Genomic DNA, 17,604 nt, shown 5'->3' on the forward strand with positions numbered 1-17,604 from the left:
ATGGCATTGGAGATGAAAAATAATACGTATTGGGATTACTTCAAAAGAACCATTTTACGTGTTTCCGAAAAGCCGGGGGTTTCCAGGCGGTAAAAGTACACACCGCCGGAAATATTTTTTCCCTCAAAACGATATTCATAAGTCCCCGGCACTAATTCGTTCTTTACCAGGAGAGCTACTTCCTTCCCTGATATATCATATACTGCCAGTTTAACAGGTACCAGTCCTCCCCCGTTTCCCGGAGGGATGTCGAAACTAATCTTTGTCTCCGGGTTAAACGGGTTAGGGTAGTTCTGCCAGAGGAAAAATCGTTGGGGAATCTCTGTTCCATAAAAATTTACCCCGACCTTAGCAGTATCAATTCTGAATATAAGCCTGTCGAGTGTTCCCCTATTTACCATGTATATGTCGGGCAGTTGATCATTGTTGTAATAATCCGCTTTCATGCCAAGTCCCTGTCCTGTTATACCCGTAGGTAGAATCGTATTCGTTACATCGCTGAAATTACCGTCTCCGTCATTCTCGAAAACCATCATCTGCTGAGTAGTAAACGAATAGACGGTAAATATATCGAGATCACCATCGAGGTCCATGTCAACAAAGATCGCATCCAGAGTATTGCTATTCACTAACGGAAGTCTGATAAAAGTTTCATCCGTAAAAACCCCATTGCCATTATTTATCAAAAGTCTATCCTGCCTGTTCTGACCAACCTGGAAGACTACATTTGAAAAATAGATATCCAGGTCCTTATCGCCATCCACGTCAGCAAGTGTTATTTTTCTCGTTTCTTCGACATTTGAGAGAGGCATTCGTGTCAATGTTTCATTCGTAAATACACCACTGCCATTATTAATCAATATCTTGTTTCCATCCTCATTCCCTACAACCATGTCTAAGTCCATATCCCCATCGAGGTCCCCCATTTTGATATCCTGCGTTACGTCCAGTTCAGCCGGCAAGCGTGATGACGTCTCGTCAGTAAAATTCGCGTTTCCATCATTAATGAGAATCAGGTTTTGTCCCGGCATATCACCCGGATTAGCATTCCCGAAAATAAGGTCCGGAATACTGTCGCCATTAATGTCTTGAGCCAGTACCGAGTTAGCAGTGCTGTTGGGAAGTCTATTGCTTATGTCCGTCAAAAAATAACCTGACCCTAAGCTGTCATTCAAATACATCTCATGTACCCTATGATCCTCTGTCGCAAAAACCAGGTCGAGAAATCCGTCGGAGTTAAGATCCGCTATAGCAATTTCTTCACTGTCAAGATTTTTGACGGGGAGCCTGCCTGTCGCATTAGTAAATTTACCTGTGCCGTCGTTAAGTAATATCCTGTTCGGCTGGTATTCGTTCGCAATAACTATATCCACATCTCCATCACCGTCCAGGTCGGCTGACTCAACATCCATCCCCGGACCGTTCACTATTCCGGCAGGCAGGTTTTCATTCGTCACCTCAACATAGAGTATGGTATCGGCTGTTATAATGCTGCTATGGGTTGTGCGCTTACCGAAACCAACGAATGTTCCCGTCAAAACGATTATGAAACAAATTCCAATAACGATTCTAAACTTTTCGCTCATAATTTTCATTTACTGTTTCTATCCGATAAATATGCAATTATGTTTCAATTAAAACTGTCAAAAAAGCATATTATTATTAAAATTCAAAATTGCTTGCTTTCCTTGATATTCCAGAATAATTATCTTACTTTTTATAGAATTAAAGCCTCGTAATTAAGATTCAATGAAGCCGGATAAATCACTTTTTCTACTTTTTAAATCTCTCTCCAAAGCAGAAAAGATCTATCTAAAAAAATTTGCCGGGAGACACAGCAAAAACGGATCCTCCGTTAAACTCCTCGAAGCGATAGAATCCCGTGCTTCAAAAGATGATTATGATGAGGCGGAAGTTAAAGACTTATTAAGGAAGGAGATACCTTCCGGCGAGTTTCCGGTTATCAAGAATTATTTGTACAATAACTTGCTCAACGGACTAACGAGGTATTACCAAAAGAGCAATGTGTCCATTGGGCTATCCGCTCTGATAAACAGCGCTGAAGTTCTCTTTCAGAAAGGACACCTTGAACAATCATTAAAACTTTTAAAGCGTGCCAGAGAGGCAGCAATCGAAAATGAATCATACATAAAACTCCTTGAAGTTATCCGACTCGAAAACCGGTCGGTAAGAGCGAGCGCGCCGTTGAACGCTGTATCGGAAAAACTAATGAATAACTACGAAGAGGAGAGATCTGTTTTAGATAAGATAGAAAACCGATCCACCTACAGAAGACTTTTTGACGAATTTGTAATATTCCTTACCGGGGAAGGTACATCGGGCAATAAGGAACAGAGAACCGCTCTGAAAAAATATCTTTCGGGAAAATTCCTTATAGATGAATCGCTTGCCCTAACCACACATTCTGTCATTTTATTTAACCTTATATACCTAATTTACCTTACATTATTCGGTGATCCGAAAAAAGCACTTATGCACGGGGAAAAGATTCTCACACTCTATAAAGAAAAGCCGGGAAGGAAGATTATTTACGGCTACGAATATATTTTAACCCTCCAGGAACTTTCCTCTGTTCAGCGGAATTTAGGTAATGACAGGAAGGCAAAAGCGTATGCAGGAGAAGTGATGCGTGGTATTGACACTATACTAAAGTTCTATCCTAAAAGAGTTAGGAATTTTCTTCTGTGTAGGACACTACTTACAGAAACAAATGTGTCTCTGCTGCGGGGTGATTTCGAAAAAAGCCGCGAGTTGATAGAACAGCTTTTAGAAAACAATCCGCCAAATTCATACCGGGACGAGAAGATAGTAACAAATTACGCAGCGGGGATAATATATTATGCTCTGGGCAAAAAGGAAAAAGCGCTTTACCACATAAACTATATTTTAAACTCTCCTGAAATAAACATTCGAACTGATCTACAGGCTTCAGCAAGGATAATCAATCTCATCATTCACTACGAACTCGGTAATCTCGACAGCATAAAGTATTTCCTCCGTTCGGTGTACCATTACCTTAAAAAAAGAAGAAAACTCTCCGATTCAGAGATAACTATCCTGGAATTCATAAAGAGTATGGTAAGGGCAAAGACTTCCGACGAACAAATTTACATCCTTAAAAAAGCGAATAATGATATTGCCGTCATAAGATCTGGCCCTCCCGGAAATAGGAGTGTAAATCTTTTCTTCATTGAAACCTGGGTCGAAGGTAAACTATCGGGCAGATCATTTGCAGAAGTAATTAAACAAAGGGCGAGTGGAGGATACTATTCGTAATTGACTTTAAACCTGAGCTTGCTGATATCCCCACCAACAAGGAAGTCCAGCGCGTTTTTCCAGAGAAGCTTTTCTTTTACATAATTATTCATATCCTCTATTGACTCAATGAGCGCGCCAGGATGATGCTCCCCTAGAGGGAATGGATAATCCGATCCCATCACTATCTTGTCTTCCCCGATCAGGTCGATAATATACTTCATTGCCATCTCGTCATGGACAAGGGAGTCCAGCCAGAATCTTCCGAGATATTTTTTCGGATTAATGTTGTTGTCTATGGCGCACAGGTCAGGACGGACTTTAAATCCATGCTCTATCCTACCAATTGTGCTCGGGAAAGATCCTCCACCATGGGCAAAGCACACTTTGAGCTTCGGAAGCTTCTCGAATATCCCGCCGAATATCATAGAGCAGATTGCAAGTGAAGTTTCTGCCGGCATACCTACCAGCCACGGAAGCCAGTACTTAGGCATCCTCTCCCTGCCCATCATATCCCATGGGTGAACAAAAATTGATGCATCAAGCTCCTGCGCTGCCTCGAATACAGGATATAATTGGCTGTCATCAAGATTTAATTCATTAATATGCGTACCAATCTCTACACCCTGCAGTCCTAGTTCATTAACGCATCTCTCAAGTTCTTTAATGGCAAGGTCAGCCGACTGCATAGGCAATGTACCGAGTCCCATAAACCTCGTCGGGTACCGATCAACTACACCGGCTATGTGATCATTGAGATATCTAGAAAGGTCGTAGGTATTTTCCGGTTTTGCCCAGTAGCTAAACATCACCGGTATAGTGGAGAGAACCTGTATATCCACTCCCACTTCATTCGATTCCTTAATGCGGATCTCCGGATCCCAGCAGTTTTCTTCGATCTCTCTGAATACCTTATCATCCTTTATCATCTTCGCACAGCATGGCTTATAGTGATCCAGTTTTACAAATCCGCTTTCACCATATTTCTTTTCCAGATCCGGAAGATTTTCCGGGATAATGTGTGTATGTACGTCTATTTTCAAACTCAGTGTATATTACTTCTTAACCGGCGGTTCCATTACGGTACCGCAATTACTGCATGTCCTCTTTTCCTCGTCAGCATAGAACTTGTTCATAATAGGTGGAAGCTGGTCGACAATATTTTCCAACTGGAAGTACTCTTCGTACAACTTATTCCCACAGTTTTCGCAATACCACATCAAGCCATCCATCTCACCGTCCACCCTTTTCCTTTCTATAACAATTCCAATAGATCCTTCCGACCTTTGCGGTGAATGAGGAACTCTTGGAGGGAGGTAATACATTTCACCTTCCTTAATATTTATATCTTTCGGTTCACCGTTTTCGATGACCTTAACGGTAATATCGCCCTCTATCTGGTAAAAGAACTCCGGTCCTTCTTCATAATGGTAATCTTTCCTTGTATTGGGTCCGCCTACAACCATCACGATAAAGTCCTCATCTACCATACACTTATTGCCTACCGGCGGTTTCAGCAGATGGCGGTTTTCCTCTATCCATTTCATGAAATTAAATGGTGCTGACATTATAAAACCTCCTTAAAAATTGATTAAGTTTATTCTTTAACTTAATACACCAGTTTTTTAATTACTATTGTTAATTTAATCACTACGGGAAAGCATTATTACTCGTCTTCCTTACAAATAACCTTATACTGTTTGCATTTATATTGGGATTTATGAAAATACATTACGATCTTGAATGAGCAGAACGCCATAAATGGGGCAATGAACACATCAACGCTGTAGTGGACTTTTTGCAGCATAACAAACAAACCGACCAGTATAGTACACACAAGAAAGAATATTTTAACCTTTCTGCTCTGTGCTGTCAGGAAGAGAAGAAACAGCGTTGCCGTATGACCCGAAAAGAAAAGATCCTTAAGTATAACCTTACCTGTCCCTAATACAAAGAAGGGATCCTGAAGTATAATAATACCTGCAGGTGCCTCGATCGGTGTAAGATATATCGCTACCATTCTAAATAGTACCATGAGTGTATAGCTTTGGATCGCAATAACAAAACACCTTGGATGAAATGTGAGGGCAATCACCCCGGCAAGAAGTATTACATAAGTAAGAAAAAATATAGGGATACTCAGATCAACCGCTGAGAATAGATTTAGTACAGGATCAAACATAACTATACCATCTCTCGCCTCGGCAAAGAGAAGGAATATGGAGAAAAAGTGAAGCGTCAAATAAACCGCTATAATAGAAACGATCAATTCTACTTTAAACGTCTTGTGCTGAAGGGTGGCTTTCCACAGAGCTACCCAGCCGGGTTTCTTATTCTCCACTTTTAAGCATTTTGTTAGAAATATTTCGGGTTTGCGTCATCATCAATTTTTATTTCATCAGGGTCGATGTCATCATATACATCGTCCCCGCTATCCAATTCTTCTTGTTCTATCTCCCATTCGTATTTTGCAGGGGGGTCACTCTTTCTAAAAATCACTGCACAGATAAAACCTACGACCGCTCCAAACAAATGCGACTCAAAAGAGATTTCCTCTTTAATTGGGAGAACTCCCCACACAAGCCCTCCATATAAAAAAACCATCAGCAAAGACAATGCAATTGCCCTTTTGTCTTTCCTGAAAATACCGCTAAAGAAAAGAAAACTTATCAGACCATATATTACCCCGCTTGCTCCGATATGATAAGACTCCCTTCCTACCCACCAAACGCTTAAACCTGAAAAGAACCATACTATCAAAAGCACCTTATACGCCGAATCCCTGTAAAAGTATAAAAGCACGAACAGTGATACGAACAATGTAGTGGTGTTCGATATTAAATGTGAAAAATCCCCATGGATAAAAGGCGAGAATAAAATACCCTTTAACCCTTCCACTTGCCGCGGGTATATCCCCATCCCCGCGAAGCTCAATCCGAATATCTCTTCTACTGACTTTATGCCCCACAAAACCAGAACCGCAAAGGAAGAAATTATCAGCGAATATACAATCTTTTTTTTATCTTCCCGGGCAGTTATTACCTCAACATTTTCATTCGTAATATCCATCTCATGCGCCTGTTCTTAACCGTTGTCCTTATCCATGTACTCTTTCATTTTCTTTTCTTCCCAGTCCGGTCCCAGCAATCCCGACTTGCCAAATACCGATATTGCGTGGAATGCGAGCCCGATCCCCCATCCAAATGTCACCCAGTAAAACCAAATGTGATCAGGTGAAGTAATGAGGTTCCATGCGATAAGTACAATATTTATCAAGACATATGTAAACAGGTGGGAATAAAAACTCCGTAAAGAGGCAACATGTCTTTTTGCTCTTTGATACTTTGGATCATTTTGATCGTACATGGTTATTTGTTTAATTACCTAAAATTATTAAAAACAGGGATAAATTTAAATAAAGAAAAGAGATTTAATATTAAACTCGATTTTCAAAAAACCTATGGCTAAATTCACGCAATTTAATCAATATCATGTGGAAAACATCAATTTTTAGGCTGCAGGTAAACTGCCCGGGCTGTAATACACTTCACCCTGTTAGTAGTATAAATTATTCCGAAAACTGCTACAAGTGCGGAAAGTATATCGGTCTCTCAGAGCTCTTTAATAACCAGCTTTTTGGAGGAATCGTTGACAAGGAAAGATATCTAAACTCCTTCCTGGTGGGCACTGTTGAGCAGTTGGGTGGTTCCGGCGTTGGAAAGGCAGGGTCGTATAAACTCACCTATTCCTCCGGGTATGTATATTGTGAGGAATGCTTAAATCCCATAAGTGATGAGACCATTCAAAAAGCGCTGGATGAGAAAACACCAGTTATCTGTGTATCATGCGGGCACTCGATGCCGATTCGCCCCGCAACACCGGACATGAAAAGTTTCCACTCAAAATCCGTTGCCGTAATAAATGACCCGCAGGGATATGATACCGCAGAAAAGAATACCGATAAGAATCAAACGCTGGTCTTTACATGCATGACCTGCGGAGCCGGATTAAATCTAAATGCAGATACTAACAGAAACATTAAGTGTACCTACTGTGATAATGACAATTATCTTCCCGATTCCATCTGGATCAAACTCCATCCTGATAAAGACGTACAACCATTCTTTCTTATCACTGATATTTCAGACGATGACATAAAAGAATCCGTAGAGTATTTTCAAAAAGTAACAGCTCTCCGTGTTTATGAAAAGCATTTTAATAACTTCACCGATTCTCTTTTCCAAAAGGTTGTAATGACAGATGCACTTAAAATCTGGCTGGATTATTTTTTAAATAATACATTTGAAGATAAGATTGGCGCTAATCTGGACATATCTAAACCAAGAAAACACTTTTATCAGCAATTCTCTCTGGGTCTTGATAATCAGGACATTTCATTGAAAGAGCTTGTAGCAGCATCATCCTCAGTACCCGAAGATATACAATTACTCCTCGCGAAAGATACATCAACTGCTGTGCGAACTGCCCTTGCAAAAAATCCTTCGATCTCAAAGGACGTAATAAAAATATTAAGAGCGGACTCCGATCCTGTTGTCTCCGCGGAAGCGTCTAAAAGGAAATCAGGGTTGTTTGGAAAACTTTTCGGATAAAAAAAGGCGCTCACCAAAACGGAAAGCGCCTTTGTGCTGATTATTTTATAATCTATTTGAGAAGAGTCATTTTTTTGATCTCGGTAAAGCCGTCCGTCGAAAGCCTGTAAAAATAAATACCGCTCGATAGCGCCCCGGCATTGAAATCAACATTATATGTGCCGGCATTTAACTGGCCGTTCACAAGCGTAGCTACTTCCTTGCCCAGGACGTCATATACTTTTAGAGTTACAAATCCATTATGCGGTAAAGCAAAATCTATTTTTGTCGAAGGATTGAACGGATTAGGATAATTTTGTCCAAGTCTGTAGCTCTCCGGTATCTCAGAAACAAAATTAACATTAGTAATTATATCACCTATATAGGGAGCCAGATTCTTTCCCGTAACAACTGCTGATACCGGGAATCCATTTACAAGTGTACTTGAACTGAATTCAAAATTTCCCTGCACATTTGTATATCCTGCCACCCTCAGGTCATTGTTCTGATTTATACCCACCATTGCTCCTTCGATATTATTCCCGTTCGATTTCACGTTTACGGTAATAATACTATTAGGACTGCTGCTCTGTGATGTTGTTACTGTCAATGTCTTAGGCACGTCGGAGTATGCTTCCTGGGTTGGGTCGCCAAGAACCAGGTATTCGTGAATCGTTTCCTGTACCGTATTGTTTCCGTTGAAATAATTGTAAGCATTTATCTTGCCGTAATTCATCATACTTCCAAAATCATTTATACCCTCCCTAAAATAAGCGTAGAGCATGTATCTGCCAAGTGTGTCTGTTGTATAAAATGCACATAGCTCTGTTGCTGCGCATATATTTGAAGCAGAATTGATAGTGTCTCTTTCGATGAACGCTTCACCGAAACAGTCATTTGTCGCATTCCAGTCAAGGTCAGCATTTGAGCATGCTATTGAAACGATCGACGGCAGCCTTGTACCGTATGTAAGGTTAGGCATGTTATTCATGTGCCAGTAAGGAGTAGCCCACGCCTCTTCATATCCGTGTCCTATGTACCAGACCCAGCTCACACCTCCGTTAAGATAAGCGGTTATCTGGCTTTGTGATGTTGAGGGATTTGCTATATCCACATTTGTAAATCCGCCTTCATTCAAAAAGACATTCTTTGCAACCTGCCCATTTATAGGGTCTATGCCATCATTACTGTGAAGCACAAATGCCCTTTTGTACCAATCGGTCTGAGACATATTCGGATATTTTTCATATTGTATAAGTTTTAAGACAGCCTTTTCCAGCTCAGGAAGTGACTGAACAGAGATCCTTCCAAGTGAAACATCCGGGATTATGTCGTTGCCTTCTAAACAAGAATACGGGTGATCTGACTTATCAAAACCTACCGAGAACCATGGGATCGTATTCTGACCGGCGGCATCTCCCACCAGGAGCACGAACTCAGGTCTGTCCGGTCCGTTATAAGCCGATGTCAGGTATGCTTTTACCTGATCCTGGTTTGGAGTAGCATCACCGGTACCTATATCGGACATTTTCACGATATTTGTTCTTATACCTTTCTGCGTTTTCCATTCTGCAAACGGCAAGATCCCGGTATAAAGATTATCTGCCGTTATGATCAGCATATTGGGTGCTTCCAATATTCCGCTGTTATTATCGCTCACATATTCATAATTTAGTATTAGGTCCTTGTACATGTTCAGAAATGACTTAGACTCTGAAGGATTGCTCCTGTGTACATTATTTTCCGTATTGACTCCCTCATACCTCAGTTCAAAATCTATATTATTATATACCACTAGCTTTCTCTGAGCAGGGTTATATTGCATAGGGTGTATCTCTATTATAGCAACCCTATAATCCCGGAAAGCTGCTATCTCGCGTACCTTAACTATCTGCGACGGAGCAAGCACATTCCTTGAATAATAATTATTATCTTTTACGAACTGTGTCTTACCATTGCCATTCCTCATAGGAAATTCCTGTGACGGATAAATATTAACATTATCCACCTCCTGCGAAGATGCATTCATTATATTTACTTTAACGTCTTTATTGTTAGGAATTGCTACCCACTTCACAATCACGGGTAATGACGGCTGCCCTGTCTCACCTAAAGACGTGTATTCTTTTAAATAAATCTTATCATAAGTAGCATCACCTTCATTCACTGCAGAATTAAAATAACCATTTACCTCTATATTTATCATTGTTTTGTTTACATCTGAACTTTGTACTGTAATGCGGGTATCATCAGATCCTCTATCTCCTACCTTATGATAAATATCGCCAGCAAAGGAGTTTACAGCAAAGAGGACTGAAGCTATAATGAGTAAACTTCTGATTTTCATAGTATTAAGGGTTTTTTTATGTATATAAAAATAATACCTATTATCATAATAAAAGTAAATCCTTTAAGATTCCAAAACGTAGGAGTCATTCCTAGAAATTTTTTTAAAAAATATAACCCATACAATATTCTCCCTCCTTATCCGTCTATCTGTTTATAGCTGATTTCCCATTTCTATAACCGTTTATCTTATTATTGTAAAACAGAAGGAGATAGCATATTTTAAATAAAATATCTGCACAGGAAATTCAAACCGCTTCCCTCTCGATGTCGAGCTCTGATAAGATAGACGGTATAGTTAAAAGTTATGCTAAAAGGCTCTTTGGATTCATACGCCCGCGCGTAAACAGCGAAGAGGATGCTGAGGATATTCTACAGGATGTCTTTTATGAACTAGCTTATGCAGAAAGCCTCATGCAACCGATCGAACAATTAACGTCATGGCTTTTTACGGTAGCACGTAACCGTATCACCGATCTCTACAGAAAGAAAAAACCGGATTCTCTCTCGGAAATAGGAGCGGACGAAGACGACGATTTGATGCGCGAAATCAGTGAGATACTCGCCACGGAGGACGGCACACAGGAGTCCGATTTCCTTGGTTCATTGATTCGTGATGAACTTGCAAAAGCCCTTGATGAACTTCCGCCTGAACAAAAGCAGGTGTTTGATCTTCATGAGATACAAGGAAAATCATTTAAGGAGATAGCGGAAATGACCGGTGAACCCGTTAATACACTGCTATCACGTAAGAGGTATGCTGTGTTATACCTGCGCGAAAAGCTCAGGGATCTTTATAAAGACATAATTAATTATTAGATAAAATATTAAAAACTTAAAAAAGGAATAATATAATGAGAGGTAAAAGAATATTTATAATTCCGCTCATCATACTTGGGGTGGCAGTCTTCGGCTTCGTTACGATGCTGCTGTGGAATGCCCTTATGCCCGCTATATTCGGTTTGCCTGCCATAACATACTTACAGGCGCTGGGACTCCTGATACTGTCTAAGATTCTCTTCGGTGGGTTCGGAGGTAAGGGAGGAAAAGGACGCTGGAAAAAACACTGCGGTCCCTTTGGAGACAAATGGAAAAATATGACCCCGGAAGAACGCGAGGAATTTCTAAAATCCAGACATCACGGATTTCATGGTGGAGAGGGAGCACCCGAAGGCGGCAAAGCATAAATGCGAAACACAAACATTAAATTCTATGAACATCCTGATTTTTAAAACCAACATTGAAAAGAACCTGGCGGGAGATATCTCGCCGGTTCTTAATGCTTCCTCGGATATCCATAAATGGAGCATAGACCATGAGGACTGTGATAAAGTACTCCGTGTCGAATCCGAATCGCTTTCAGAATACGATGTGATTGACATCGTCAGTACTGCCGGCTTCCACTGCGAAGAAATGACCTGGTAATTTATCTAGAATTCCAGGTCATCGTGCGAGTTACCGCCGGTTTCATTAATGTATTGTTCGCGGTATTTCATTAGAAATTCCTGGAATTTCATTCCTAACCCAAGAGGGCTTAACATGATCTTTTTTGTCCAGAATGAACTCAAATTCGAATAATCTGAAGTTGTTAATCCGAAATCTTTTAAAACATCCTGGGCATCCCGTCCTTTCTGACAAAGTATATCCATAGCCGCTATTACCTGCACATATTTTTCGAACGGATATGTGTCTTCAGATATCTTGTTGGGTAGATTTCCTGATGCGTTCGAATTGAAATGCTTTGCGTATCTCATTGAAAGTGTATAAGTCTTGTCGTTGCTCATCCTGGTAAGCCATTCGGTATTGATCCGATCCCATTTCGGCACGTCCATTGCCAGATCCTTTACCAGGTCTTCGGTTTTAACTCCTGATGCGAGCCTGGCGTTTGCTTTTGCCCAGTCCTCGAATTCCATTCCCTCTACCGGGGTAAGGACATCCGTTCCATTGTTGAATGCCTTATGAATTCCCCCGAATATTGATTTAAAGATTCCCATTTAGCTTCTCACTTTAATTTTAAAATTAGTCCCTTGGACTTAAGGGAAAATGCATTCCTTTTGCCTCATTATTATCCGATTCTTACGCCCGTAAATTGATTTTCAGTGCTTCCGCTTGAACTCGTAAACTCACGTGTGTTCTTTCTGAATGCGGATACTACCAGCCATATTCCGATCGGAGTAATTACAAGGCCGACTATTGCAATAATTATTCCTATCCCCCATTTTTCAAAAAAAGAATTAATGAAAGCTTCCTTCGGACTTGATGGCAGATAGTAAATTTCTACTGTCTCCCCTATTTCATAATCGGGTGGATAGCTGTAACTGCTTGATTTGTGCAAATGCTCATTACCATTATTGTCCTTATATGAAACGATCGGGGCAAAAACATAAGTGTCACTTCCGTCAGGGTCACGGTCCTTATCAAGTTCTTTAACCGTTCCCTGCGTGAGAACATACTCATCCATCGAGCTTACTCTGTCGGAAAACCACATTACTGCCCAGATGAGAAGCCCTGCTCCTACTACCGTAAAAAATAATCCCATTAGCACTCTGCCTATCTTTGCGGCGGTACTGTATACCTCGCCGGCCGTATTTACTGCATTATCTACTTTATTCCAGTCCATTTTTTGATTTTTTAAAATTAATAAAACCCGGGCAGCATATAATACTGCCCGGGAAACGTTTTACTTTACCAGCATCATTTTCTTCACTTCCGTAAATCCTTCTGCCTCGAGCTTATAAAAATACACTCCTGACGAAAAGTTCGACCCGTTAAAGTCAGCCTGGTATGAACCGGCGTTCAATTGCTTATCCACAAGCACAGCAACTTCTTTACCAAGTATGTCATATACTTTGAGCTTTACGATCCCTGTTTTCGGAACACTGAACTTGATATTTGTGACAGGGTTGAAAGGGTTCGGATAGTTTTGTTTAAGTGAGAATCCGTCGGGGATCTCTGTAGAAACATTCTGGATGCCGATCGTGGAGTTGTTTATCTGCACGCCCCACGCATTCAACCTTCCCGATGCGTTTGGCGAATTATCACGGATCTTTAGTCTCCATATCCCGGCTGCATTTTGCCCTGAGAAAACCGTATTTAGTCCTGAAAGAGGTCTTATTGACGGACCGATGTCTGCATAATCACCATTACTCATTAAGATATTTGATTGGTCATCAAAAATTGTCGTAACATTCATATAATATTGTTCGACACCGCTGTAGTTATTTAATACCTGCACGGAGTCACCTGCCGGTGAAACGAGTGTTATTGTCAGATCTTCGGGTCTTTGGTGATTTAAACTGATGAATAGATTCACATCATTAATGTTAACTCCGTTAGTAACCAGGATCGAATCCTCAACCATTTCTCCTGTTAAAGGAATATTTCGATCGGATGACTTAACAAAAAACCCGCTCGGAAAACTCAGGCCATCAGCTCTCAATAACGGTGAAACCGGAATGGATTGGCCGTATCCAGGGTTTGAGAAACCCGCGTTTCCAACGAGGAAACAAAGCATAAATGCAGATGTGCTGGACCATGTCGACCCGTCAAAGTTCAGGCAAAAATTCTCCTCGGACGGTTCATTCGATGCATCCATGGTTTTAAATAAAAATTCATTGATTTCAGCTTTGCTTTTTTCCTTCTTGACGAATTTTAATTCGTCAATGTATCCTCTCAGCTGCGCGCTTCCTCCTGATGATCCTATATAAAGCGAATCCGTATTTGATATTGGTAATGCACCGGTATTTATACTGTCACAGAGTATTCCGTTTGCATACATTTTTGCAACCCCGGTACCTGATAGTGTTAACGCTACATGAGTCCATTTTGCAAGAGGAACGGTATACGACCCCTCATATGTAACCGAGTTAAGTCCAAAAGAAAGAAGTTGATTTCCCGATATTAATAAACGGTATGCTGAGGATGGTACTAATCCGGGCGCCTTACTGATGATGAATTGAGGGTCACCTGTATTAAAGCTTGACAAGTAAACCCACGCTTCTATACTAAAAGCCCCTGTTACATCGATGATCGGGTTCGATGGTATTGTCGCACGGGAATTATTTTCCTGCAGATCCAAAGCTTCATTCGGAGTAAGATAAGGTGAGGGTAATCCCGATAGATCTACAGCGGTTACGCCCCGGTTTACACCAAGGTTCTGCACAGTATAATCAGAAACAGTAAATACAGTACCTGTGGAATTGAGCTTTTGGAAAGGCAGGTTTAGTACAAGGTCATCATATCCGGTTAATGAGATCAGCGTTGTTCTCATAAATTTTCTTATTTCAGTCGAATTTTTTGCGCTTTCCCAGATCCTGATGTTATCCATCATACCGTTGAAACCAGAACCCGATGGATGTTTCCCAATGAATAATGAATCAGTACTAAATGTCGCATGGGCATTTGATGCGGCACCTATCGTATCCGCAACGCCGTTTATATATATCTCGAACCTGTTATTAAATACCGCTGCAATATGTGTCCACTTATTCAATGGTATTGTCGATTTACTTACTACCCTGTTAATGCCTGGTGAAGTGCCGACAACTAATTTATTACTGCTGTTGATCCCGGTGTAGTAAGTAGCGCCGGCAACGCCGTCTTGTTTAAAGACAAGATAGCGGGTACTTGCTCCTGTGCTGACAGGATATACCCAGCACTCAATTGTAAATGTCGCCGGTATTGACAGTGATGATGAATTCCTAAATGAAACGTAACTGTTTGTGCCGCCTTCGAATTTAGCTGCCTGGTTCCAGAACAGCTGGGCGTCTGCACTCTCAACTAGCATAAAGCTCAAAATGAGCATTACTGATACTAATAATTTTTTTTTCATTTTTTTTATTTTTTAGTGTTATACTATTACAAACTTTTCCGAATCAGCCGGGTTATACTTAATATTAATGACATCACCGGCTTTAGGGACCAGGTTTCCCGATACCGGGGCAAATCCCGTTATCCTGAATTTCTTTGTATGTGCAGGAATAACTTCGAGAGTGAATTTACAATATTGTCTTCCTGCGAATATACCTGCTTCCTCTATCTTCAGGATCTTTGCTTCAGCATTGATGCCATCGACGTAAATATCCATTAGCCTGTTCGTTTCATTCTTACCGGATTTCATTTGATTTGTGAGGTATTCCGGCAGTAATACCCGGTCAGTATGTTTATTTCCGCGGGTCATATTTTGAGAGTTAATGTTCATGAATAATTAATTTTTGATGTAAACATACCGCGATTTTCCCAGCAGTTCAAAAATTTTTTAAGCCTTTTTTCATAATATTAAATAGGTGATATTTACTTAAAAGATGCAATTCTGGCTGGTTTTTAGCTTTTTCAGAGGTGAAATTTTCATAATTCTGACCGGACAAAAATGATATCCAGTAAAGCTTTAGAGGTCCTTGCAACCTTCTCTCAAACCGAGCAAAAAGAGTTCGTCCTCTTCATCCGGTCGCCGTATTTCAATTCAAATAAAAATATTATCAAGCTGTTTGATGTCTTAAAAACCAACACCGGAAAAGATATAACCGAGGAATATGCATATGGGAAGGTTTTTCCCGGAAAGAAGTATAATTATGGAATAATGAAAAATCTTCTTAGTGAACTTTATAAGCTGTGCGAAAGATTCCTTATCGTTAATTATTCCGGACAAAACAAGGGATACAGATTTGAGGGACAGATGGCACTGGCAGCTGTGTATGATGACAGGTTCCTGGACAATAATTATAAGAAACTAATTAACGGGCTCAAAGAAAGTCTTAAGGATGAACTGATAGGCTTCGATAGGTATCAAATGCTTTCACATATCGAAGAGAGTATCTATTACTTTAACGCAAACAGAAGCAATAACAAAGATCTCCAGGAAGCCGTTTATAATGAAATGATATATACAATATGTGATTTCTATAGGAAGTTTTCACGTAACCTGTGGAAGATAGATATCAATATTGATAACATAAATACTCAATACGAAAAAGACCTTATAGAACTCTTAAAGAAGAACATAAATTTTGATGGAATTGCGGAAGGAATGGCAGGTATTAACAAGATAGATTATGATAATTTAATTATGAACAACCTGCTCATCAAGCTTGTAACCGAACCGGAGAATACAGATGAATTTTATAAGATCAAGAAGCATTTGTTTGAAAACATCGATAATTATACAAACTATGAAAGATACTCTTTGATCAGCAAGATCCTCTCATACTGTGCTACTGCATTTGGGCTGGGGAAAAAGGAATTTATGAGAGAATCTATTGAGATAAAAAAGCTTATGATGAAGAAGGTTAGGTTTAATGAGGACGGATTAGGAGCATTCAATTATGTCGCATTCATTGAAACAGTAAGAGCTTTCCTATACCTTGATGAGACAAAACAAGCAGAGAATTTCACGAAGAATTTTACTCACTGGCTGGAGGAAGACAAAAAAGACCTGGCTTTTCATTTATCAATGGCATATATCGAAGAAGCAAAAGGGAATTATGAAGATGCCATCAACTGCCTTACTTTACTTAAACCCCTTGACCATGATACAAAGATCTCAATCAGATATATATACCTAAGGTTGTATTATTCTATGGATCATTTTGAACCGGGTTTATCACTGGTAAATTCTTTCAGAAACTATTTAAAAGAAGCACGGGAATTGGACAGTCCATCAAAAAAACGGCATCTGGAGACATTAAAGATATTTGAAAAACTTCTTAAGATAAAATGTACTCCGGAAAAATACACAATGTTTGACCTGGATCAACTAAAGAACACAATTAATTCCGAAATTGTATTAGGAGCACCATGGCTTTTACAAAAAGCAGATGAACTGAAAGATCAATTAAAAACTTGACCTATCATTTACCTAAAATCTCTTCCAGAGCACTATCGAATTTCTCGTCTGAGGGATGACCTACAAAAACAACATACCCGTCCCTGTCAATAATAAATGAAAGAGGAAGCCTGAACTGCTCTTCATTTTTAACTCCCGTATCCCACTTTATCTCCATGGAAAGGTCCCCGTCATACGCTACTGTATACTCCATTTCATTTCCTCTTTCTTTCATAAATTTATCCAGCGCTTCTCGTCCGTCAAATTCATGTGTGGCAACTCCAATAATGGTCAACCCATCTGCTGAATACTCTTTCTGCAGATTACTAAGGTGCGGAATATTCTCAATACATGGACCACACCATGTTCCCCAAAATTCGACAACATAAACTTTTCCTTCCTCAAATGAAGTCACCGGAGTACCCTTGACCCATTCATCAATGGTTGGATCCGGAGCTTTATCTCCAACACTTACACCCGATTGGGAGAAGCTGTAAGATGATAATAACATAAAAAGAAGTGTAAATAGTAGCTTTTTGTCCATTTAATGTATATTTATTTCTTTTATGATGC

The 17,604-nt window shown here is 40.1% G+C and carries 18 protein-coding genes; 6 read left to right on the forward strand and 12 right to left on the reverse strand.

Annotation, left to right across the window (positions count from 1 at the left end; translation table 11 throughout):
- Positions 1–35: 35 nt before the first annotated feature.
- Positions 36–1,586 carry a T9SS type A sorting domain-containing protein gene (locus tag H6614_13550; protein ID MCB9244695.1) on the reverse strand — a complete coding sequence of 517 codons (1,551 nt, stop codon included), beginning with the start codon at positions 1,584–1,586 and terminating at the stop codon, positions 36–38.
- Positions 1,587–1,749: 163 nt separating this feature from the next.
- On the opposite strand from H6614_13550, the gene H6614_13555 reads away from it, so the two are divergent.
- Entirely contained in the window at positions 1,750–3,297 is a 1,548-nt protein-coding gene (locus H6614_13555; protein MCB9244696.1) for a hypothetical protein, read from the forward strand.
- On the opposite strand, the gene H6614_13560 is transcribed toward H6614_13555, so the two are convergent.
- From H6614_13560 to H6614_13580, 5 genes are all read right to left on the reverse strand, one after another.
- A complete protein-coding gene (locus tag H6614_13560; GenBank protein MCB9244697.1) occupies positions 3,288–4,319 on the reverse strand; it encodes an amidohydrolase in 1,032 nt (343 codons plus the stop codon). The two genes, H6614_13555 and H6614_13560, sit on opposite strands and share 10 nt — an antisense overlap.
- Positions 4,320–4,331: 12 nt before the next feature.
- On the reverse strand, positions 4,332–4,844 hold the full coding sequence (locus H6614_13565; protein MCB9244698.1) for a 3-hydroxyanthranilate 3,4-dioxygenase: 513 nt from the start codon (positions 4,842–4,844) through the stop codon (positions 4,332–4,334).
- 98 nt (positions 4,845–4,942) lie between these two features.
- On the reverse strand, positions 4,943–5,617 hold the full coding sequence (locus H6614_13570; protein MCB9244699.1) for a hypothetical protein: 675 nt from the start codon (positions 5,615–5,617) through the stop codon (positions 4,943–4,945).
- Positions 5,618–5,631: 14 nt separating this feature from the next.
- Positions 5,632–6,345 (reverse strand): rhomboid family intramembrane serine protease, encoded by a 714-nt coding sequence (locus tag H6614_13575; protein ID MCB9244700.1) that lies wholly within the window; start codon positions 6,343–6,345, stop codon positions 5,632–5,634.
- Between the two features lie 15 nt (positions 6,346–6,360).
- A complete protein-coding gene (locus H6614_13580) occupies positions 6,361–6,642 on the reverse strand; it encodes a 2TM domain-containing protein (GenBank protein MCB9244701.1) in 282 nt (93 codons plus the stop codon).
- A 125-nt stretch (positions 6,643–6,767) separates the two neighbouring features.
- On the opposite strand from H6614_13580, the gene H6614_13585 reads away from it, so the two are divergent.
- Complete coding sequence (locus H6614_13585; protein ID MCB9244702.1) at positions 6,768–7,886, forward strand: hypothetical protein; 1,119 nt, start codon at positions 6,768–6,770, stop codon at positions 7,884–7,886.
- Between the two features lie 52 nt (positions 7,887–7,938).
- Here the strand turns inward: H6614_13585 and H6614_13590 are convergent, their stop codons facing one another.
- Entirely contained in the window at positions 7,939–10,212 is a 2,274-nt protein-coding gene (locus H6614_13590; protein MCB9244703.1) for a T9SS type A sorting domain-containing protein, read from the reverse strand.
- 266 nt (positions 10,213–10,478) lie between these two features.
- Here H6614_13590 and H6614_13595 point away from each other — a divergent pair, with 266 nt between their 5' ends.
- From H6614_13595 to H6614_13605, 3 genes are read left to right on the forward strand one after another with little or no spacing between them, the layout of a single operon-like run.
- The gene (locus H6614_13595; protein MCB9244704.1) at positions 10,479–11,030 is read left to right on the forward strand and encodes a sigma-70 family RNA polymerase sigma factor; all 552 of its coding nucleotides are present in this window, start codon (positions 10,479–10,481) and stop codon (positions 11,028–11,030) included.
- A gap of 35 nt (positions 11,031–11,065) precedes the next feature.
- The gene (locus tag H6614_13600) at positions 11,066–11,398 is read left to right on the forward strand and encodes a hypothetical protein (GenBank protein ID MCB9244705.1); all 333 of its coding nucleotides are present in this window, start codon (positions 11,066–11,068) and stop codon (positions 11,396–11,398) included.
- A gap of 25 nt (positions 11,399–11,423) precedes the next feature.
- Positions 11,424–11,636, forward strand: a complete 213-nt coding sequence (locus tag H6614_13605) for a hypothetical protein (GenBank protein MCB9244706.1) — start codon at positions 11,424–11,426, stop codon at positions 11,634–11,636.
- A gap of 5 nt (positions 11,637–11,641) precedes the next feature.
- Here H6614_13605 and H6614_13610 read toward each other — a convergent pair whose 3' ends face one another.
- The 4 genes from H6614_13610 to H6614_13625 all read right to left on the reverse strand — a co-directional run bounded on the left by H6614_13610 (position 11,642) and on the right by H6614_13625 (position 15,390).
- Positions 11,642–12,205 carry a hypothetical protein gene (locus tag H6614_13610; GenBank protein ID MCB9244707.1) on the reverse strand — a complete coding sequence of 188 codons (564 nt, stop codon included), beginning with the start codon at positions 12,203–12,205 and terminating at the stop codon, positions 11,642–11,644.
- A gap of 71 nt (positions 12,206–12,276) precedes the next feature.
- Positions 12,277–12,831, reverse strand: coding sequence for a DUF3592 domain-containing protein (locus H6614_13615; protein ID MCB9244708.1), 555 nt, complete (start codon positions 12,829–12,831; stop codon positions 12,277–12,279).
- A gap of 60 nt (positions 12,832–12,891) precedes the next feature.
- Entirely contained in the window at positions 12,892–15,042 is a 2,151-nt protein-coding gene (locus tag H6614_13620) for a proprotein convertase P-domain-containing protein (protein ID MCB9244709.1), read from the reverse strand.
- Between the two features lie 18 nt (positions 15,043–15,060).
- Positions 15,061–15,390 (reverse strand): hypothetical protein, encoded by a 330-nt coding sequence (locus H6614_13625; GenBank protein ID MCB9244710.1) that lies wholly within the window; start codon positions 15,388–15,390, stop codon positions 15,061–15,063.
- Between the two features lie 189 nt (positions 15,391–15,579).
- Between H6614_13625 and H6614_13630 the strand changes: the two genes are divergently transcribed.
- Entirely contained in the window at positions 15,580–17,052 is a 1,473-nt protein-coding gene (locus tag H6614_13630) for a hypothetical protein (GenBank protein MCB9244711.1), read from the forward strand.
- 4 nt (positions 17,053–17,056) lie between these two features.
- Here the strand turns inward: H6614_13630 and H6614_13635 are convergent, their stop codons facing one another.
- A complete protein-coding gene (locus H6614_13635) occupies positions 17,057–17,575 on the reverse strand; it encodes a TlpA family protein disulfide reductase (GenBank protein ID MCB9244712.1) in 519 nt (172 codons plus the stop codon).
- Between the last annotated feature and the right edge of the window lie 29 nt (positions 17,576–17,604).

The organism is Ignavibacteriales bacterium, from assembly GCA_020635255.1.
GTDB lineage: Bacteria > Bacteroidota > Ignavibacteria > Tepidaquicellales > Tepidaquicellaceae > JAEYVS01.